General features: G+C 63.6%; 19 protein-coding genes and 1 pseudogene. 8 read left to right on the forward strand and 12 right to left on the reverse strand.

From position 1 onward, the window contains the following. Window positions 1-54: 54 nt before the first annotated feature. Together proC and ACT6SE_RS03985 are read right to left on the reverse strand one after the other, a co-directional pair. Window positions 55-876: a pyrroline-5-carboxylate reductase gene (gene proC / locus ACT6SE_RS03980; RefSeq protein WP_014646216.1), complete on the reverse strand. Its 822-nt coding sequence runs from the start codon at window positions 874-876 to the stop codon at window positions 55-57. A gap of 18 nt (window positions 877-894) precedes the next feature. Continuing rightward, on the reverse strand, window positions 895-1572 hold the full coding sequence (locus tag ACT6SE_RS03985; RefSeq protein ID WP_046429249.1) for a YggS family pyridoxal phosphate-dependent enzyme: 678 nt from the start codon (window positions 1570-1572) through the stop codon (window positions 895-897). Between the two features lie 87 nt (window positions 1573-1659). Here ACT6SE_RS03985 and ACT6SE_RS03990 point away from each other — a divergent pair, with 87 nt between their 5' ends. From ACT6SE_RS03990 to ACT6SE_RS04000, 3 genes are all read left to right on the forward strand, one after another. Beyond that, entirely contained in the window at window positions 1660-2697 is a 1038-nt protein-coding gene (locus tag ACT6SE_RS03990) for a type IV pilus twitching motility protein PilT (RefSeq protein ID WP_004147099.1), read from the forward strand. Between the two features lie 78 nt (window positions 2698-2775). Continuing rightward, complete coding sequence (locus ACT6SE_RS03995; protein ID WP_042358565.1) at window positions 2776-3939, forward strand: PilT/PilU family type 4a pilus ATPase; 1164 nt, start codon at window positions 2776-2778, stop codon at window positions 3937-3939. Between the two features lie 121 nt (window positions 3940-4060). Next, window positions 4061-5044: an aldo/keto reductase gene (locus ACT6SE_RS04000; protein WP_014646218.1), complete on the forward strand. Its 984-nt coding sequence runs from the start codon at window positions 4061-4063 to the stop codon at window positions 5042-5044. 81 nt (window positions 5045-5125) lie between these two features. Here ACT6SE_RS04000 and ACT6SE_RS04005 read toward each other — a convergent pair. Then, window positions 5126-6019: pseudogene (locus tag ACT6SE_RS04005) on the reverse strand (LysR family transcriptional regulator); the annotation flags it as partial. A 298-nt stretch (window positions 6020-6317) separates the two neighbouring features. On the opposite strand from ACT6SE_RS04005, the gene ACT6SE_RS04010 reads away from it, so the two are divergent. Together ACT6SE_RS04010 and ACT6SE_RS04015 are read left to right on the forward strand one after the other, a co-directional pair. Then, window positions 6318-6530, forward strand: coding sequence for a DUF4287 domain-containing protein (locus ACT6SE_RS04010; RefSeq protein ID WP_046429254.1), 213 nt, complete (start codon window positions 6318-6320; stop codon window positions 6528-6530). 110 nt (window positions 6531-6640) lie between these two features. Further along, entirely contained in the window at window positions 6641-7348 is a 708-nt protein-coding gene (locus ACT6SE_RS04015) for a YitT family protein (RefSeq protein ID WP_014036228.1), read from the forward strand. Window positions 7349-7408: 60 nt separating this feature from the next. On the opposite strand, the gene ACT6SE_RS04020 is transcribed toward ACT6SE_RS04015, so the two are convergent. Together ACT6SE_RS04020 and ACT6SE_RS04025 are read right to left on the reverse strand one after the other, a co-directional pair. Then, window positions 7409-7954 carry a DNA-3-methyladenine glycosylase I gene (locus ACT6SE_RS04020; RefSeq protein WP_046429255.1) on the reverse strand — a complete coding sequence of 182 codons (546 nt, stop codon included), beginning with the start codon at window positions 7952-7954 and terminating at the stop codon, window positions 7409-7411. Beyond that, window positions 7951-9738 (reverse strand): DUF4153 domain-containing protein, encoded by a 1788-nt coding sequence (locus ACT6SE_RS04025; RefSeq protein ID WP_014646223.1) that lies wholly within the window; start codon window positions 9736-9738, stop codon window positions 7951-7953. Before ACT6SE_RS04025 ends, ACT6SE_RS04020 begins: the two co-directional genes overlap by 4 nt. Window positions 9739-9829: 91 nt before the next feature. Between ACT6SE_RS04025 and ACT6SE_RS04030 the strand changes: the two genes are divergently transcribed. Genes ACT6SE_RS04030 through ACT6SE_RS04040 form a run of 3 tightly spaced genes read left to right on the forward strand, consistent with a single transcriptional unit; the run spans window position 9830 to window position 11849 of the window. Continuing rightward, window positions 9830-10396, forward strand: a complete 567-nt coding sequence (locus ACT6SE_RS04030) for a YqgE/AlgH family protein (protein ID WP_014646224.1) — start codon at window positions 9830-9832, stop codon at window positions 10394-10396. Next, the gene (ruvX, locus tag ACT6SE_RS04035) at window positions 10389-10883 is read left to right on the forward strand and encodes a Holliday junction resolvase RuvX (protein ID WP_046429259.1); all 495 of its coding nucleotides are present in this window, start codon (window positions 10389-10391) and stop codon (window positions 10881-10883) included. The genes ACT6SE_RS04030 and ruvX overlap by 8 nt, the downstream gene beginning before the upstream one ends. Window positions 10884-10898: 15 nt before the next feature. Further along, window positions 10899-11849 carry an aspartate carbamoyltransferase catalytic subunit gene (locus ACT6SE_RS04040; protein ID WP_014646226.1) on the forward strand — a complete coding sequence of 317 codons (951 nt, stop codon included), beginning with the start codon at window positions 10899-10901 and terminating at the stop codon, window positions 11847-11849. Window positions 11850-11941: 92 nt separating this feature from the next. On the opposite strand, the gene ACT6SE_RS04045 is transcribed toward ACT6SE_RS04040, so the two are convergent. From ACT6SE_RS04045 to ACT6SE_RS04075, 7 genes are all read right to left on the reverse strand, one after another. Continuing rightward, window positions 11942-12433: an REP-associated tyrosine transposase gene (locus ACT6SE_RS04045; RefSeq protein ID WP_014646227.1), complete on the reverse strand. Its 492-nt coding sequence runs from the start codon at window positions 12431-12433 to the stop codon at window positions 11942-11944. A 136-nt stretch (window positions 12434-12569) separates the two neighbouring features. Beyond that, complete coding sequence (locus ACT6SE_RS04050; RefSeq protein WP_080342720.1) at window positions 12570-13370, reverse strand: prolyl oligopeptidase family serine peptidase; 801 nt, start codon at window positions 13368-13370, stop codon at window positions 12570-12572. A gap of 71 nt (window positions 13371-13441) precedes the next feature. Continuing rightward, window positions 13442-13708 carry a hypothetical protein gene (locus tag ACT6SE_RS04055; protein ID WP_032958486.1) on the reverse strand — a complete coding sequence of 89 codons (267 nt, stop codon included), beginning with the start codon at window positions 13706-13708 and terminating at the stop codon, window positions 13442-13444. 19 nt (window positions 13709-13727) lie between these two features. Then, complete coding sequence (locus ACT6SE_RS04060) at window positions 13728-14813, reverse strand: hypothetical protein (protein WP_444811099.1); 1086 nt, start codon at window positions 14811-14813, stop codon at window positions 13728-13730. Then, window positions 14774-15676 (reverse strand): AAA family ATPase, encoded by a 903-nt coding sequence (locus ACT6SE_RS04065; protein WP_444811100.1) that lies wholly within the window; start codon window positions 15674-15676, stop codon window positions 14774-14776. Before ACT6SE_RS04065 ends, ACT6SE_RS04060 begins: the two co-directional genes overlap by 40 nt. 260 nt (window positions 15677-15936) lie before the next feature. Next, window positions 15937-17078, reverse strand: a protein-coding gene (locus tag ACT6SE_RS04070) for an IS3-like element ISStma9 family transposase (protein WP_087944428.1) whose coding sequence is annotated in 2 segments (ribosomal slippage) — window positions 15937-16841 and window positions 16841-17078 — 1143 coding nt in all. Because the reading frame shifts where the segments join, the coding sequence is not laid out codon by codon here. A 60-nt stretch (window positions 17079-17138) separates the two neighbouring features. After that, a complete protein-coding gene (locus ACT6SE_RS04075; protein ID WP_444811101.1) occupies window positions 17139-17594 on the reverse strand; it encodes an AAA family ATPase in 456 nt (151 codons plus the stop codon). Between the last annotated feature and the right edge of the window lie 38 nt (window positions 17595-17632).

A 17632-nucleotide genomic window follows, 5' to 3' on the forward strand; every position in this document is an offset into this window, starting at 1 on the left:
CACGCCATGCGTGGATGATGGTAGGTGCCGACCGTTGGTCGGCACACATCGGGATCAATCATTCGCCGCAGACAATTCCTGCCCGCGCACCTGCGCAGCACGCAGCGCGTTGTCCACCAGCACTTCGAAACCTCCGGCCTGGAAGCTCTCGATCGCGGCCTGGGTGGTGCCGTTCGGCGAGGTCACACGGCGGCGAAGCTCGGCCGGGCTTTCGCCGGCTTCATCGAGCATGCGCGAGGCGCCCAGCAGGGTCTGCACCACCAGCGTGCGCGCGGCGTCGGCCGGCAGGCCCTGGGCAATGCCCGCCGCTTCCATCGCTTCGGCCAGCAGGAACACGTAGGCCGGCCCGCTGCCGGACACGGCAGTGACCGAATCCATCAGCGCCTCGCGCTCGATCCACACGGTACGGCCGGCACTGGCCAATACCTGTTCGGCCTGCGAGCGCTGCTGTGCATCCACCGACGGCGTGGCATACAGGCCGGTCACGCCGGCGCCGAGCAGGGCCGGCGTGTTGGGCATTGCACGCACCACCGGCAGGTTGCCACCCAGCCAGCGTTCCAGCTGCGCGCTGGTGATGCCGGCGGCGATCGACACCACCAGTGGCCGGCTTGCCTGGGCCAGTGCCTGCAGCGACTGGCAGACCTCGCGCAGCACCTGTGGCTTCACCGCCAGCAGCCAGGTGCGGCCCTGTGCGGCGGCATCGGCGGCATTGTCGTGCACCTGCACGCCGAAATCGGTGGCCAGCGACTCGCGCAGTGCTGCAACCGGTTCGGCCACGTGGATGTGTGCGGCGGGCACGCCCTGGCGGATCAGGCCGGCGATCAGGCTGCGCGCCATGTTGCCGCCGCCGATGAAGGTGATGGAATCAGCTGTCATGAAACTCTCCTTGCAAGATCAGGCCGGGCGAGGACGCGCGCCGAACAGGGCGGTGCCGATGCGCACCAAAGTGGCGCCCTCGGCGATGGCGTCGGCGTAGTCGCTGCTCATGCCCATCGACAGCGTGTCGACCTGCGCGTGCTGGGCGGCCAGCGACTGGAAAAGTGTGCGCATGCGCACGAACGCATCCCGACGGCGTTCCGCCTCGGGCCATGGCGCGGGAATCGCCATCAGGCCACGCAGGCGCAGGGTGGGCTCGGCGGCAATCGCAGCGGCCAGCATCTCGACATCCTCCGGCGCACAGCCGTGCTTGCTGGATTCATCGTCGATGTTGACCTGGATCAGCACATTCAGCGGACCACGCGCTGCCGGGCGATGGCGCGCCAGCGCCGTCACCAGCTTGGGCCGGTCCACGCTCTGCACCCAATCGAAGTGGGTGGCCACGGCCTCGGCCTTGTTCGACTGCAGGTGGCCGATCAGGTGCCACTCCAGCGCCAGGTGCTGCAGCGCCTGCATCTTGGCCAGCGCTTCCTGCACATAGTTCTCGCCGAAGGCCTGCTGGCCCTGCGCGGCCAGCGCAGCCACGGCCTCGGCCGGTTGGGTCTTGGAAACGGCCAGCAGGCGCGGATCGGGCCGGCCGGCCGCCTCGGCGGCGGCATGCAGGTTGCTCAGGATCTGGGGCAGGGGAGTGGCCACGTAACGCGTTCCGTTGAATCAGGAGGCTATACTGCCGCCCGGGGAAAGATCCTTCCAGTCGAAGCCGTTATTGGGGAGTAGCCGCTCATGGATATCGCCGAACTGCTGGCGTTTTCCGTAAAGAACAAAGCGTCCGACCTGCACCTGTCCGCAGGCCTGCCGCCAATGATCCGCGTGGACGGCGACGTTCGCCGGATCAACATCCCGGCCCTGGACCACAAGCAGGTCCATGCGCTGGTGTACGACATCATGTCCGACAAGCAGCGGCGCGATTACGAGGAATTCCTCGAAGTGGACTTCTCCTTCGAGATCCCGTCGCTGGCGCGCTTCCGTGTGAACGCGTTCAACCAGAACCGTGGCGCCGGTGCGGTGTTCCGTACCATTCCGTCCGAGGTGCTCACCCTCGAGGACCTGGCCTGCCCGCCGCTGTTCCGCGAGGTGATCCAGCAACCGCAGGGCCTGATCCTGGTGACCGGTCCCACCGGTTCGGGCAAGTCGACCACGCTGGCGGCGATGATCGACTACATCAACAAGAACGAATACGGCCACATCCTCACCGTCGAGGATCCGATCGAATTCGTGCACACCTCGCAGAAGTGCCTGATCAACCAGCGCGAAGTGCACCGCGATACGCATGGCTTCAACGAAGCGCTGCGCTCGGCACTGCGTGAGGACCCGGACATCATCCTGGTGGGCGAACTTCGCGACCTGGAAACCATCCGCCTGGCACTGACCGCCGCGGAAACCGGCCACCTGGTGTTCGGAACCCTGCACACCAGCTCGGCGGCCAAGACCATCGACCGCATCATCGACGTGTTCCCGGCCGGCGAAAAGCCGATGGTGCGTTCGATGCTGTCCGAGTCGCTGCGTGCGGTAATCTCGCAGGCGCTGCTGAAGAAGGTTGGCGGCGGTCGTACCGCAGCGTGGGAAATCATGGTCGGCACCCCGGCCATCCGCAACCTGATCCGCGAAGACAAGGTGGCGCAGATGTACTCGGCCATCCAGACCGGCCAGCAGTACGGCATGATGACCCTGGACCAGCACCTGCAGGACCTGGTCAAGCGCAGCCTGATCACCCGCAACCAGGCCCGCGAGTACGCCAAGGACAAGCGCCTGTTCGAGTAAGGCGGGACAACCACGGGCGGCGTGCACCAGTGCGGCGCCGTCCCCGTGCCGTTTCCTCCACCGACCGTTTCCTGGTACATGCCCTCTTGGGAGCCCGCCGTGAACAGCACCGCGACCACCATCGATTTCACTTCGTTCCTCAAGCTGATGGCGCACCAGCGCGCCTCGGACCTGTTCATCACGGCCGGCATGCCGCCGGCGATGAAGGTCAACGGCAAGATCTCGCCGATCACCCAGACCCCGCTCACGCCGCAGCAGAGCCGCGACCTGGTCCTCAACGTGATGACCCCGGCGCAGCGCGAGGAATTCGAGAAGACGCACGAATGCAACTTCGCCATCGGCCTGTCCGGCGTCGGCCGCTTCCGCGTCAGCTGCTTCTACCAGCGCAACCAGGTCGGCATGGTGCTGCGTCGCATCGAGACGCGCATTCCGACCGTGGAAGAACTGAGCCTGCCGCCGATCATCAAGACGCTGGCAATGACCAAGCGCGGCATCATCCTGTTCGTCGGCGCCACCGGTACCGGTAAATCGACCTCGCTGGCAGCGATGATCGGTTACCGCAACCAGAACTCGACCGGCCACATCATCACCATCGAAGACCCGATCGAGTTCGTGCACAAGCACGAGGGCTGCATCATCACCCAGCGCGAAGTCGGCATCGATACCGACAGCTGGGAAGCCGCGCTGAAGAACACCCTGCGCCAGGCGCCGGACGTGATCATGATCGGTGAGGTGCGTACCCGCGAAGGCATGGATCACGCCATCGCGTTCGCCGAAACCGGCCACCTGGTGCTGTGCACCCTGCATGCGAACAACGCCAACCAGGCGATGGACCGCATCGTCAACTTCTTCCCGGAAGACCGCCGCAACCAGCTGCTGATGGACCTGTCGCTGAATCTCAAGGGCGTGGTCGCGCAACAGCTGGTGCCATCGCCCGATGGCCGCTCGCGCAAGGTGGCGATGGAGATCCTGCTGGGCACGCCGCTGGTGCAGGACTACATCCGCGACGGCGAGATCCACAAGCTGAAGGAAGTGATGAAGGACTCGGTCCAGCTGGGCATGAAGACCTTCGACCAGAGCCTGTTCGAGCTGTACCAGGCCGGCGAGATCAGCTACGAGGACGCGCTGCGCTACGCCGATTCGCAGAACGAGGTGCGCCTGCGCATCAAGCTCAGCCAGGGCGGCGACGCACGTACCCTGTCGCAGGGGCTGGACGGCGTGGAGATCTCCGAGATCCGTTGACCTGGCCGGCATCGGTCGTGGCTGGATTGATGAATTCCGGTCATGACCGACTGCGGCCGGGCTGGCTCAATCCAGCGCCACCACAGGCGTATCGTCATCACTCCCCCTCTGGAGCACGACGATGCAGACACGCGAACTGGGCCGCAGTGGCCTGAAGGTTTCCGCCCTCGGCCTGGGCTGCATGGGCCTGACCCATGCCTACGGTCAGCCGGTGGAGCAGGGCCAGGGCATCGCCCTGCTGCAGGCCGCCGTCGAGCGCGGCGTGACCTTCTTCGACACCGCCGAGGTGTATGGTCCGTACACCAACGAAGACCTGCTCGGCCGGGCGCTGGCGCCCTACCGCGACAGGCTGGTGATTGCCACCAAGTTCGGATTCAAGGGCGCGCGCACCGATGACGGCCTGGACAGCCGCCCCGAGAATATCCGTGCCGTTGCCGAAGCCAGCCTCAAGCGCCTGCGCACCGACCATATCGACCTGTTCTACCAGCACCGCGTCGACCCGAACGTGCCGATCGAGGATGTGGCTGGCACCGTGCGCGACCTGATCGCAGAAGGCAAGGTCGGCCACTTCGGGCTGTCCGAGGCGAGCGCTGCCACCGTGCGTCGCGCGCATGCGGTGCAGCCGGTTGCCGCCGTGCAGAGTGAGTACTCGCTGTGGTGGCGCGAACCGGAGCGCGAACTGCTGCCGACGCTGCAGGAACTGGGCATCGGCTTCGTGCCATTCAGCCCGCTTGGCCGCGGCTTCCTCACCGGTACGATCAACGCCGACACCACCTTCGACGCCAACGACTTCCGCAATACCGTGCCGCGCTTCGAAGTGGAGGCGCGCCGCGCCAACCAGGCGCTGGTGGATCGCATCAGTACGATTGCCGCAGCACGGGGCGCGACGCCGGCGCAGGTGGCGCTGGCCTGGCTGCTGGCACAGGCGCCGTGGATCGTGCCGATCCCAGGCACCACCAAGATCCATCGCCTGGAAGAAAACCTGGGCGCGGCCGACCTGCAGCTGGCACCGGAGGAGCTGCAACGCATCGCACAGGCGCTGGACGAAGTGTCGATCGTCGGCGAGCGCTACAACGCGCAGCGCGCCGCCCAGGCCAAGGGCTGATCACCAGCTGGGTGCGGACCGTTGGTGGGTGCGCACCGTTGGTGGTGGGTGCGGACCGTTGGTCCGCACGCCTTGCCCCTCACCCCAGCGGCCCGCAAGCGCATCAAGCACCGTGCGCATCGCCACGGTGACGTGGCGGCGCGACGGGTAGTACGCGTAGTAGCCATCGAAGTGCGGGCACCAGTCGTCCAGCACCGACTGCAGGCGGCCATCGTCCAGCATCGGCTGCACCTGGTCTTCCGGCAGCCAGGCCAGTCCGCTGCCGGCCAGCGCAGCGGCGCGGGTCATGCCCATGGTGTTGAACGTCCATTGCCCGCCAACGCGCACACTCAGTTCGTTGCCATCCTGGCCGAAATCCCACGGCATCAGTCCCCCATGCGTAGGCAGGCGCAGGGTCACGCAGTTGTGCTTGGCCAGGTCGTCCGGATGCTGCGGCACCACGTGCTGGCGGAAGTAGCTGGGTGCACCGACCACGCGCATGCGCAGCGGCGGGCTGATCGGCACCGCGACCATGTCGCGCGCCAGGCGCTCGCCGAGGCGGATGCCGATGTCGTAGCGCTCGGCGACGATGTCGGCCAGGCCGTAGTCGGTGGTCAGTTCCACCTTCAGGTCCGGATAACGCTGCAACAACGGCGCCAGCCGCGGCCAGGCGATGTACTCGGCGGCATGGCCGGTGGCATTGATGCGGATGGTGCCGGCCGGGCGTTCGCGGTACTCGGCCAGTGCGGCCAGCCCGTCCTCGATCTCGGCCAGGCGTGGGCCCAGGGTGTCGAGCAGGCGGGCACCGGCTTCGGTGGTCGATACGCTGCGGGTGGTACGGGTCAGCAGGCGCACGCCCAGGCGCTGTTCCAGGCCGCGCATGGCATGGCTGAGCGCGGACTGGGACACGCCCAGCTGGGCGGCGGCCCGGGTGAAGCTGCCCTCGCGGGCAACGTGGACGAAGGCCTGCAGGTCGTTGAGGTTTTCGCGGGGCATGCTGGAATGATACGGCCGGGCTGCGCCCGGCACCTGCCGAAGCAACGTCAACGGCCACGTCAACTTCAAAAACTGGCTATCCGTGAGATGGCGGGGTGGGCCCGGTTTAGGGGGACGCCGTAAACCCATCCATGGGGGCTTGGTCGCGGCATCCATGCCGCTCACACCCCCTCAACCGGACCCACCCCGCCTTCGACAGTTGGCTGCGGCCTGTCGGGCGAGGCGGGGTCGGACGTTTGGGTGTGTCGATTTCTGCGTCTGTGGTTCGTCGAATGAATGACTTCAACGGGAGCTGCACATGAGCACTGACACCAAGCCGAAAGGCCCGGCCTCGTATTTCCCCTCCATCGAGAAGACCTACGGGCAGCCGGTGGCGCACTGGTTCGGATTGCTGGCCGGGAAGAAGGGCCTGAAACACATGGAACTGGTCAGCTTCCTGAAGAGCGAGCATGGGTTGGGCCATGGCCATGCCAACGCGCTGGTGGCGCACCATCTGGCCGGCAGGGGCTGAGCAGCGGCGGGCCCGAGGCAGGGCGGGGCCCATTCAGCTGAACGATTTCATCTGCAACTGTCATGCAGATCGTGTCTAATACCGCTCCCCACCTGCTGTTCCCCCACCGCATGTCCCTTCCTTCCCATGGCCCCGCGCCGTGCGACGACGCTGACGGCCACCTGGTCACCGCCGGTCCGCTGACCCCGCCGCCCGACAGCGCCGGCACCACCGCCGACGAAAAAGCGCTGCGTCACTCGATCGCCGAGGACGTGCAGGGCATGGTGCTGGCCACGATGGTGGCCTCGCTGGGCCTGGCCATCTTCGCCAAGGGCGGGCTGATGATCGGCGGCATGGCGGGCATGGCCTTCCTGCTGCACTACGCGATGGGCTGGAACTTCGGCCTGGTGTTCGTGCTGGTCAACCTGCCGTTCTACTGGGTGGCGCTGCGGCGCATGGGCTGGGAATTCACCCTGAAGACCTTCGCTGCGGTCACCGCCTGTGGCGTGCTGACCGACCTGCTGCCGCGCTGGATCGACTTCTCGCACATCAACCCGCTGTATTCGGCGATCGTCGGTGGTGCGCTGTCAGGCCTGGGCATCCTGTTCTTCATCCGCCACCGCGCCAGCCTTGGCGGCATCGGCATCCTGGCGGTGTACCTGCAGCGCACCCGAGGCTGGAGCGCCGGCAAGGTGCAGATGTCCTACGACGCCTGCCTGATGGTAGCCGCGTTCTTCGTGCTGTCGCCATCGAAGGTGCTGTACTCGGCCATCGGCGCGGTGGTGCTCAGCCTGGTGCTGATGTTCAACCACCGCCCCGGCCGTTACATGGGCGTGTGACCGTTCAACGGGGTTGCCGGCCAGCGGCCGGCACTACCGGCACCCACGCGCGGAGATCCCTCAGCGGGCGGCGGCCTGCAACCACGGCGGCGACAGCTTCAGCAGCCGCGCATGCACCGGGCAATCCTCGGCGTGCGCGCCGGGCAGGTAGCCCAGGCTCATCAGGAACTCGCCGGTGATCTCGCCACCGGTGAAGCGGAAGGTCTTCTTGAACAGCTTCACCCAGTCGGCCTTGCTGCGCGGATGATGGGCATCCAGCCACGCCGCGAAGCTGCCATGACTGGCCCGCAGCTGCTGGATCACCTGCGCGTTGTGGATGGCGGCCAGTACCTTCAGCCGGTTGCGGATGATGCCCGCGTCCGATAGCAGGCGCTCGATGTCCTGCTCGGCATAGGCCGCCACGCGGTCGACATCGAAGCCGTCATAGGCCGCGCGGAAGCCCTCGCGCTTTTTCAGGATCGTTTCCCAGCTCAGCCCGGCCTGGTTGATTTCCAGCACCAGCCGCTCGAACAGCTCGCGCTCGTCACGCTGCGGGTAGCCGTATTCATTGGCGTGGTAGTAGTCGTGCACCGGATGGCCCGGGGCGATGAGGCAGTAGCCGCTCATGGGGAAGACTCGCTGGATTCGGGTTCGGGATCGATGGCCACTGCGGGGCGCCCACCAATGGACAGCATCGGCCAGCGCGGCGGTTCAAGAGTGAGTTTGCCATCACGCAGCGCCTGGTTGATCGCCTCGGCCTGGCCGCTGGCGGTGCCGAACAGCGAACCGGCCCGGCGCCAGTGGGTGTCCCTGCCACGTGCGTACAGCACGCAGTCCGGCCCACGGATGGTGTACAGCTCGCACAGCAGCACTTCGCCGGTACCATCGCCGTCGAGGTCGCGATGCACGATCAGGCAGTCGCGCTCGCTCTGGGCGCAGGATTCGCCATCGATCGCGCGCGTGGCCAGTGCCTGCCACCAGTCGTCCGGTGGCGAGCTGGATCCCTTGGCCAGCTTCAACGCGCGCTGCAGGGCGACGACGTCCTGCGGCCCCTTGTCGAGGCGCTGGCCGTCATCCCAGCGCGAGGTACGTGCCAGCGCGGCAGCGATCACCTGTGGCGCGTTGGCATCGGCGGTGATGGCTGGATCACGCTGCAGCTCGCGCAGCGCCCGCACGCCGCGGTGGCCAAGATCGAAGCGCAGCACGTTGACGTCACTGCTGGTGATCGCGGGCGGGTCCGCACGCAGGCGCGCCAGCTGGCTGGACAGGGTCAGCCGCACCGGGTCCAGCAGCGGCGAGTTGCCCAGCAATGCCAGTGCCAGCACCGCCCAGCACATCCAGCGGTTGACCGGCTCCAGCATCTGCAACCAGCGGCGCTGCCGGCGCAGCACCGCCAGCGCGTAGCCCACGGCATAGCCGGCCACGGCCACTGCGACGAGTACCGCCCAGAACCGGTCCACGGTCCAGCCGTACTGCACCACGCGCAGCCCCAGTGCGTACAGCGCCAGTGCGGCGTAGACCGGCAGCGCCAGCAGGCTGGCTTCAACCAGACGGCGCAGCACGACGGGGTAGGGCGCGGTGTCGTCCCCCTGCTGGTAGACCGCATTGGTGAACGTCACCAGCAACAGCGACAGCACCAGCAGCAGGCTGGCGGCCGAGCGGGTCTTCCACAGCGGTTCCAGCCCGGTAAGCGGCAGGCTCAGCACGAACAATACGGCGATGAACGAGAGCAGCGGCAGCAGTCCGCGGCAGATCGCGAACAGCACCTGGCGGGTGATCTGGATCGCGCGGTGCTGGGTGCGCCCGATCAGCACGCCGAACCCGGCCAGGCTGCCGGTAGCCAGCGCAATGAAGGCATCCTGGCGGAACAGGTCGCGGAAGACGGTGACCTCCAGCAGCTGGAACAGCGCCGCCCACAGCCACAGCAGCAGCCAGGTCAGCCCGGTGAACAGTGCCGCCAGGGCGAGGGTCAAACCGTTCTGCCAGGCGCGCTCGAACAGCTCGGGGTAGCTGGCGCGCCAATGCCCGTGCTGCAGCTGGAACTGCCACCAGGGCAGGGCCACGAACACCGCCACGGCGATGCCCAGGGTCAGTGGAAACTGCAGCGCGCTCGACTCCAGCGCGGTCTCGCCAGTGAGGTTCCAGCCGATCCAGGCGGCCAGCGCCAGCACCACCGCCGAGCCGAGCACGGCCTGCAGCCACAGGCGGCGCTGGCCCAGGTCGACCAGGCTCAGCGCCACCGCGCTGGGAATGGCCAGCACCCAGGCGTACCAGCAGTAGCGCCAGCCGATATCGCGGAACGGCCACGCATCGGACAGTTCCTGCGCGGCATACAGCATCAGACCCTGCAGCAGGGCAATCAGGACGATGGCGCTGCGTGCCGGCAGGGTCAGGGGCGATGAAGACTGCATCGATGACCTTCCATGGCAAAGCCCCATCCTAGCCCATCGCGGTTCGCCGCCATTGCGCGACCATCCCGCCCCCAGCAGGTAGAATGGGACCATGCCTGTAACGCCGACCTCCCTCGCCGATCACCTCCTCGTCGCGCTGCCGTCGCTGCTCGACGCGACCTTTGCCCGCAGCGTCGCGCTGATCTGCCAGCACGACGAGAACGGGGCGATGGGCGTGCTGGTCAACCAGCCTTCCGAGTACACGCTGGGTGAAGTGCTTGCACAGATGGACATCACCACCGGTGACGGCGACCTGCAGGCGCGCATGGTGCTCAACGGCGGCCCGGTGCATCCCGAGCGCGGCTTCGTCATCCATGACGACGCGCGGGCGTGGGATTCCAGCCTGATCGTGGGTGACGGCCTGTACCTGACCACTTCGCGCGACATCCTTGAAGCGATGGCGCGTGGCGAAGGCCCGGCCAATGCCGTGGTCACCCTCGGCTGTGCCGGTTGGGGCGCAGGGCAGCTGGAAAGCGAGCTGTCCGAGAACAGCTGGCTGACCGTGCCGGCCGATGCCGAGCTGGTGTTCCAGCTGCCACTGGAGCAGCGCTGGCAGGGTGCGGCCTCGCGCATCGGCGTGGACCTGTTCCGGCTGACCGACTACAGCGGCCATGTCTGAGCCGGCCACGCCCGTACCGGCTCCTGCTGTCCCGGCGATCCGCCGTGACGGCACCGTTCTGGGTTTCGACGTCGGCTCGCGGCGGATCGGCGTGGCCATCGGCAGTGCCTTCGCTGCGCATGCGCGCGCGGTGGCGGTGGTCGATGTGCACGGCAATGGCCCGGACTGGACCGCGATCGAACGCCTGCTCAAGGAATGGAAGCCCGACGGCCTGGTGGTCGGCGACCCGCTGACCCTGGACGGCCAGGACCAACCCAACCGCAAGCGCGCGCAGGGCTTCGCCCGCCAGCTGCGGGAACGTTTCAAACTGCCGGTGGTGATGATCGACGAGCGTTCCAGCTCGGTCGAGGCCGCCCGCCGCTTCGCCGTCGAGCGCGCCGAAGGGCGCAAGCGCCGCCGTGATGCGGCCGCCCTCGATGCCGTGGCCGCGGCGGTGATCATCGACCGCTGGCTGTCGTCCCCCGACGACGCCACCCCGATTCCCTGACTGCCCGACACCGCCATGACCGCCCAGCAAATCGATGCCTCCGGACGCCTGCGCCACCTGCTGACCCTGGAGGGCCTGCCGCGCGGGACCCTGCTGCAGCTGCTTGACCGGGCAGGTCAGATCCGCGATGCCGCAGTCGGCCGCGTCGGCAACAAGCGCCACGTGCTGGCCGGTTCGGCGGTGTGCACGCTGTTCTTCGAGCCGTCCACGCGCACCCGCAGCTCGTTCCAGCTGGCCGCGCAGCGCCTGGGCGCCGATGTGCTCAACTTCGATGCCTCGACCTCGTCCACCCGCAAGGGCGAAACCGCCTGCGATACGCTGCGCAACCTGGAAGCGATGGGCGTGCGCGGCTTCGTGGTGCGCCACCCGGAGGATGGCGCGGTAGCCGCACTGGCAGAAGCGGCGGGCGAGGGCACCGCACTGATCAACGCCGGTGACGGTCGCAGCGCGCACCCGACCCAGGGCCTGCTGGACATGCTGACCCTGCGCCAGGCCAAGGGTCCGGATTTCTCGAAGATGAAAGTGGTGATCGTCGGCGACGTGAAGCACTCGCGCGTGGCCCGCACCGACCTGCATGCGCTGCGCACGCTGGGCGTGGGTGAGATCCGCGTGTGCGGCCCGCAGTCGCTGCTGCCGGACGATGAGACCCTGAAGGGCTGCGTGGTCGGCGATGATTTCGACGCGATGCTGGAAGGCGTCGACGCGCTGATGATGCTGCGCCTGCAGCGCGAGCGCATGGAAGAAGGCCTGGTGCCGTCGCTGGAGCAGTACCACGCCCAGTACGGCCTGACCCGCGAGCGCCTGGCGCGCGCCGGCAAGGATGCCGCGGTGCTGCACCCGGGCCCGATCAACCGCGGCGTGGAAGTGACCGACGACGTGGCCGACGGCCCGCAGTCGTGGGTGCTGCGCCAGGTCGCCAACGGCGTCGCCGTGCGCATGGCCGTGCTGGAAACCCTACTGGGCTGACCACGCGCTCTGGTAGGTGTCAACCTTGGTTGACACACTTGCCGCGCGGCTTGTCCGCGCACCGCTCTGGTAGATGCCAACCTTGGTTGGCACTATCCATCCGCGCCCAAGTTGTCGAGCGGATCACACGAAGCCCCAAGCTCCCATTCGCACCATGCATGGGGATATTGCCCAAGCCGCGTCGCCAGTCCGGCCCTGATCGGATTTCCCATCAGGTACATCGCACGCCGGTGCAACGATTCGTCAGAGCGGATCGCATGATCGTGATAGCAGGCCTGCCAGAAGCGCCCGACTCGCCCCAGCAACCGGTTTGCCTGCTGGGCTGTGCGCGACTTGAAACGCTTCATGACGGTTTCCAGCGTTCCCGCACGTAGTTCGACCAGCCAGTGGATGTGGTCGGGCATGACCACGTACGCAATCGAGCGGGTGAAGCCTTCCTGATCCAGTCGCTGGAATTCGCGGACTGCCAAGGCGGCCGCTGCGGCGTTGGTGAAGAGCGGCGCGCGGTCATGGACGACGGCGGTGAGGATATAGCTGAGGCCGATGCTGGAGCGACGACCGAGCAGGAGACGTGTGTTCTGCATGGAGCAAGCATGGACGGGCCTGCTTCCAGTGAACATCGGGGAATGGGTTGGTTTCAGGTAGGCCAGTGCCAACCAAGGTTGGCAACTACCAGGGCAGTCAATGCCAACCAAGGTTGGCAACTACTGAAGCTGCGGCTCAGCGCTTCTGCGCGAACAGCCATGCCCACATCGCCGGGTCGGCGTAGGTGGCGTCCCAGGCATTGTGGTTGCCGTCCGGGTACTCGGTGTAGCGCACGTCGCGTGTAGCGGCGCTCCGGAATGCGGCGTGCAGTCTGCGATCGTCGTCCGGTGGCACCACATCATCCAGCGCACCGTGGAAGATCCAGATCGGCGTGCCTCTCAGGCGCTGGGCGATGGCCGCATACGGATCGGTTTCCTGGGCGACCTGCTCGACGAACAGGGTCGGGCGCACCGCGCGCGGCGCCAGCACCGCGCCGCACACGGGCACGATCGCGGCGAAGCGCCCGGGGTCATCCAGCGCGATGTTCCAGCTCCCATAGCCGCCCATCGACATCCCGGTCAGGTACTGCCGTGAGGGATCGGCACCGAACTCGGCGATGGTGGCGTCCAGGGCGGCCAGCGCAACGCGGTTGTTGCGCCCGCTCCATTCCTGGTGGCCCGGCACCTGGGGGAATACGGCCAATGCGGGGAAGTCGGCCGCGTGCCTGCGCAGGTGCGGCCCCAGCCCCGCATGGGTCTGCTTGACACCGTCGCCGCCACGCTCGCCGGAGCCGTGCAGGAACAGGATGACCGGGAGTCTGGTGGGAGCGGTGGCCTGAACGCCGGCCGGAATGAACACCTGGTAGTAGGCGGTCTCGCCGTCCACCTTCACTGCGCGGCCCTCGAAGCGGCCGCGCGCGCTGTCCGGCAGCGAAGTGCAACCGCTCATCATCAGAAAGGCCAGCAGCGGCAGCCAGCGCGACATCGATCGGACCATGGGATTTCCCGGGGCGGCAGGGTCAGCTGCATCCTAGCCCGCCGCAGGTCAACGCGGCATCGTGCGGCGCGTCACTCCGGTCGCGGGAAACTGGCAATGATGTCCAGCTGCTCCTGCGCTTCGGCATTGCCCTCGGCGGCGGCGGCCTGCACCTGCGCGATGTCCGGATGCAGCACCACCAGCAGCGGGTTCTCGCAGACCGGGCAGGCGTACTCGGTGGCGTCCTCGTCCAGCTCCATCTCCATGGCACGCGAGCTGCCCTTCCATTCGCAGGCCGGGCAGGTGTGCTGCTGGTCGCGCCAGCCGGGCTGGAAATAGTTTTCGATCGTTGTTGCCATGGGTGCAAAGGATCTTATTTTAGGCCCTAAAGGGTTGTGTGGCCAAACCTGTGAAGGCTACCTTTCTAACTAAATCAGTTAGCTCGTCTCTCCAAAGATCAGGGTTGGAAGTGAATGCACCTGATTCCATCTCGGTTGCGGCCCATCCGAGTAGACCTGTGCCAAAGCCTGGAGACTCTCGACACTGTCCATCGCAGATGCAGGTTCCGCAAGGAATAATTGGGGGCATGGGACCTCCGCTACACTGGGTTGCCTTCGATAGCCTCTTTAGTTGCCGCTTCGAAATTAGTGACGAGATTAGTCTGCACATGCTGTCTCCAGCCTTCATGCAGAAATAGTCAACATAAAATTTATTCGTCTCTTGGATCGCCTTTGTGACGTCTGACAAGTGTGGTGCATATTTGTCTACGCAGTGCTGGAGAAGGTCATGGGGAATTAGATTCTCCAGCTCCCTTTGGTTGATCAAATGAAAATTTGCGCGCCATTTCTGTTTCACTTTCTTGTAAGCGGCTTGCCCCGCTTTTGCAGTCCCGCCTGTCGCAGCGCCTTCGTGTTTTCTGTCGGAGTCAACGATGCAAATTGTACATCCGGAAGGGGAGTCCATTATTGATTTTAATGTTCTTCCGATAGTGCTGCCGCCGCCGTTGTTGTGCCGAATAGATATTCTATTGCCACGAAGGGTGTGGGCAATGTACGTCTTGGCTAGCGCAACAATAGTGGCTGCGTCGTCGGGGTTTTCAGTTAAAATTTGTGATTTTTCACAGTAGTCTGGGTTTTGGAAAAGATGAGGATGTGGAATGCTTCGCGATGTGTTGGATGCGTCAATGTCGAGCCTCCATGGGGACCCGTTAAGGAGTGCTCCCTGCTGCGTCATTCTCTGGCATGATGCTCGAATTAGAGCGGATGTCCTTCTTTCCAGTCCTGGAGTTTCTGATATTCTTGTTAGTAGTTCTCGACTTCCCATTAGAATGTGGTTGCCCGCGCCACATTGATAGGCGATATTATCTAGGGCTTCGATGTTGATTTTGTCCGGGGTGAATTTGGATTCTTCCGTGATGTTTATTATCATCTGTTGAATTCCGGTACAAAAAATCCACTGGGCCATTTGGCGTCAAGGAATCCGTCCTTATCGAAACTGACGCGTGTTACAGAGGATAAGCCGGTTTCATCTTGGTCAACTACGAGCACTTGAACCGCGTCTCTATCAAGGCGGCCCATGCCGACGAGTTCGCCCAAGCGGTTGATTAAGTGTTCGCTGTGGGTTTCCAGAAATATTGAAGGCCCCTCTTCGTCGGCTTGAGCAACGCCGGCAATAACGTCCGCCATTTGGGCTTGAAACTGCGGATGTAGGTGAAGCTCAGGCTGTTCAATCGCTATAATCGGCCGACTTCTCCCAGTTATTGCATTCCGTGAATATTGCGCTCGCCATATCTGAAGTATGATTGGTAAGAGTTGTGAGTAGCCAAAGCCCAAGTCTGCGATATTTTTATCATTTCCTTCGCTGTCATTAATGAATACTTGTACATGGCCGCTTTCGGAAGTGACGTGGGCGTGAAATCCAAGGCTCTTCCTCATCCATTGTCGTAGTCTTAATGTTTCAATGTATGACAGTGAATTCAAGAACATCGCAGTGTTCTCGCCTCTTGAGTCGATTTCGTCTACAGCAAGATCCTGTAGTCGATAATATCGCTCTGCAGTTGCTCTGAGTGGTTCTATATACCTGACATTTCCAGCGAAGCTTGCGATTTCATTGTCAATTCTATTTAGGATTCCTGAAATGTTTGAGAGTAATGTGAGTTCCCGTAGGGATGATATGAATGCGTCTCCTGGTTTGTAGTCTTTAATTATTCTGCTTAGATCTGGCGAGAATTTCAGTAGTTTAACGATTTGTTTGTAGAAGCCCTCTTTGCTTGCATAAAGCAATCTATCTAGAAGCTCGCCTGGCTTTTCTGAGCGGAGTCCTTCCATCAGGAGAATAGATGCCTTCTCCGCCAATTCTTCTGAGAATGGGCGTTGATCTTTGACGTGATATACGTGCCGTTTCCCGTTAGTCTCGAAATGCGATTCTTTCAATAGAACGGGTATCGGTATGATTTTCCCAGGACGTCTTGCCCATCGTTTTGTTTCAGGGAGGGAGATCAATCGTCCGTTAAGGACTACTGTAGTGTTCTCTCCGTGTCCGCTTTCCCCGAAGTGGACTGAATCGCCCAGGGTTTTCTAGACAGTCGTCAGCCGTTTAGTGCGTACTGCTTCTCGAACTCTACCGGGGACAGCCCGTCGTTGGAACTGTGCCGCCGTTTTGGGTTGTAGAACATCTCGATGTACTGGAAGACGTCGGCCCGTGCCTCGTCGTGATTGCTGTAGATCCTCCGCTTAATACGCTCCCGCTTCAGTAGCTGGAAGAAGCTCTCCATCGCTGCGTTGTCATGGCAGTTTCCTCGTCGACTCATGCTGCACACGATGTCGTGCTCGCGCAGGAAGCTCTGCCAGTCTTCGCTGGTGAACTGGGTTCCCTGGTCGGAGTGAAGCAGAAGCCCGGGGCTTGGCTTGCGCCGCCACACTGCAGCCAATAGCGCCTGCAAAACCAGGTCCGTATGTTGAGTTGGTCGGGTTGCCCATCCAACGACCTGACGCGAAAACAGATCAAGCACTACCGCCAAGTACAGGAAGCCGTCGTACGTGCGGATGTAGGTGATGTCCGTGACCCACGCGCGATTTGGCTCACTGACTTTGAAGCCGCGAGCCAGAACGTTCTTGGCGACTGATCCAACAGGGCCGCTCAATGGGCGTGGTCGCCGACCGTAGCCGACCATTGCCCGCAGCCCCTCGCTCTTCATCAAGCGTGCCACGCGATGACGACTACACGTCTCGCCAAGCTCGCGCAGATCTGTGGTCACTTTGCGGTGGCCATACACAGAGCCGCTTTCCAGCCAGCTGTGCTTGATTAGGCCGAGCAACCGCTGATCGTCCTTGTCGCGAGCGCTTGCCGGCTCTTTTAGCCAGGCGTAGTAGCCACTGCGATGGACGCCAAGCATCCGACACATCGCCGCGAGGCCGAACTCATCTGCGTGTTGCTTCATGAAGGCGTACTTTGCTCTTACCCCTTTGCAAAGTACGCGGCGGCTTTTTTTAGGATGTCTCGCTCTTCAGTGACCCTGCGTAGCTCAGCCTTGAGGCGGCGCACTTCCGCGTTCTGGTCCTGCTCGACACGCCGGCCAACATCGCCTTTGCCTTGTTGCCGCTTCCAGCCGTAAAGACTATGGATCGACACGCCCAGTCGCTCGGCAACCTCCGCTACCGGACGGCCGTACTCAACGATCTGTCGGACCGCCTCGATCTTGAACTCATCGGTGTACCGCTTCGTGCTCATAACCACCTCCGCCTAAGCCATAGTTTATGGCTGCGAGGTGTCTACGGAACCCTGGGCGATTCAGACTGTCAGGTCGTCGCTGCCAGTATTTAGAGTAATGCTGCGTGCTTTTCCACTTTCGTCAGCTTCATTTTGGCCGATGGTAAGTCGAATCCTTACGTCGTTGAGGTCAGAATAGAAGCTGGTTGATTCAATAATGTCAAAATAGTCCAGCTCATCTGTGTTCTTCTTTCCAATGTTTCCATCTATGGAGAGCTGGAACTCGATTGTTACTCCATCCTTTGGGTTGTGTACGTTGACTGCGTTCTTGAAAGTTCCGAAGTCAACGAACTGTCCGTACCAAAGAAGTGGTCCTTTAGTGGGGCGTTCTGAACTCTGGCGTATCAATGGTAGCACTCTGAGAAGAGTGCTCTTCCCTGCGCTGTTTTTCCCGACAAGGACCGTGATTTTTGCGAGTTCAATGTCGGAGGAGTCGCGAATCGATCTTAAATTTCTAACTCTGAACGATGTGATCATATTGAAATTCCGTTTCAGTGAGTATTTGGCTTCTACGC

Origin of the sequence: Stenotrophomonas sp. LC732, assembly GCF_052446685.1 — a bacterium.
In the GTDB taxonomy this organism is placed as follows: domain Bacteria; phylum Pseudomonadota; class Gammaproteobacteria; order Xanthomonadales; family Xanthomonadaceae; genus Stenotrophomonas; species Stenotrophomonas muris.

Coding starts and splice junctions, on each gene's coding strand:
- ACT6SE_RS04055 (WP_032958486.1), bottom strand. CDS start 13,708: ATGGCAACAACGATCGAAAACTATTTCCAGCCCGGCTGGCGCGACCAG.
- ACT6SE_RS04050 (WP_080342720.1), bottom strand. CDS start 13,370: ATGGTCCGATCGATGTCGCGCTGGCTGCCGCTGCTGGCCTTTCTGATG.
- ruvX (WP_046429259.1), top strand. CDS start 10,389: ATGTCTGAGCCGGCCACGCCCGTACCGGCTCCTGCTGTCCCGGCGATC.
- ACT6SE_RS04000 (WP_014646218.1), top strand. CDS start 4,061: ATGCAGACACGCGAACTGGGCCGCAGTGGCCTGAAGGTTTCCGCCCTC.
- ACT6SE_RS03995 (WP_042358565.1), top strand. CDS start 2,776: ATGCCCTCTTGGGAGCCCGCCGTGAACAGCACCGCGACCACCATCGAT.
- ACT6SE_RS03990 (WP_004147099.1), top strand. CDS start 1,660: ATGGATATCGCCGAACTGCTGGCGTTTTCCGTAAAGAACAAAGCGTCC.
- ACT6SE_RS04060 (WP_444811099.1), bottom strand. CDS start 14,813: ATGGCCCAGTGGATTTTTTGTACCGGAATTCAACAGATGATAATAAAC.
- ACT6SE_RS04030 (WP_014646224.1), top strand. CDS start 9,830: ATGCCTGTAACGCCGACCTCCCTCGCCGATCACCTCCTCGTCGCGCTG.
- proC (WP_014646216.1), bottom strand. CDS start 876: ATGACAGCTGATTCCATCACCTTCATCGGCGGCGGCAACATGGCGCGC.
- ACT6SE_RS04040 (WP_014646226.1), top strand. CDS start 10,899: ATGACCGCCCAGCAAATCGATGCCTCCGGACGCCTGCGCCACCTGCTG.
- ACT6SE_RS04045 (WP_014646227.1), bottom strand. CDS start 12,433: ATGCAGAACACACGTCTCCTGCTCGGTCGTCGCTCCAGCATCGGCCTC.
- ACT6SE_RS04065 (WP_444811100.1), bottom strand. CDS start 15,676: ATGGAAGGACTCCGCTCAGAAAAGCCAGGCGAGCTTCTAGATAGATTG.
- ACT6SE_RS04020 (WP_046429255.1), bottom strand. CDS start 7,954: ATGAGCGGCTACTGCCTCATCGCCCCGGGCCATCCGGTGCACGACTAC.
- ACT6SE_RS04010 (WP_046429254.1), top strand. CDS start 6,318: ATGAGCACTGACACCAAGCCGAAAGGCCCGGCCTCGTATTTCCCCTCC.
- ACT6SE_RS04075 (WP_444811101.1), bottom strand. CDS start 17,594: ATGATCACATCGTTCAGAGTTAGAAATTTAAGATCGATTCGCGACTCC.
- ACT6SE_RS04015 (WP_014036228.1), top strand. CDS start 6,641: ATGTCCCTTCCTTCCCATGGCCCCGCGCCGTGCGACGACGCTGACGGC.
- ACT6SE_RS04025 (WP_014646223.1), bottom strand. CDS start 9,738: ATGCAGTCTTCATCGCCCCTGACCCTGCCGGCACGCAGCGCCATCGTC.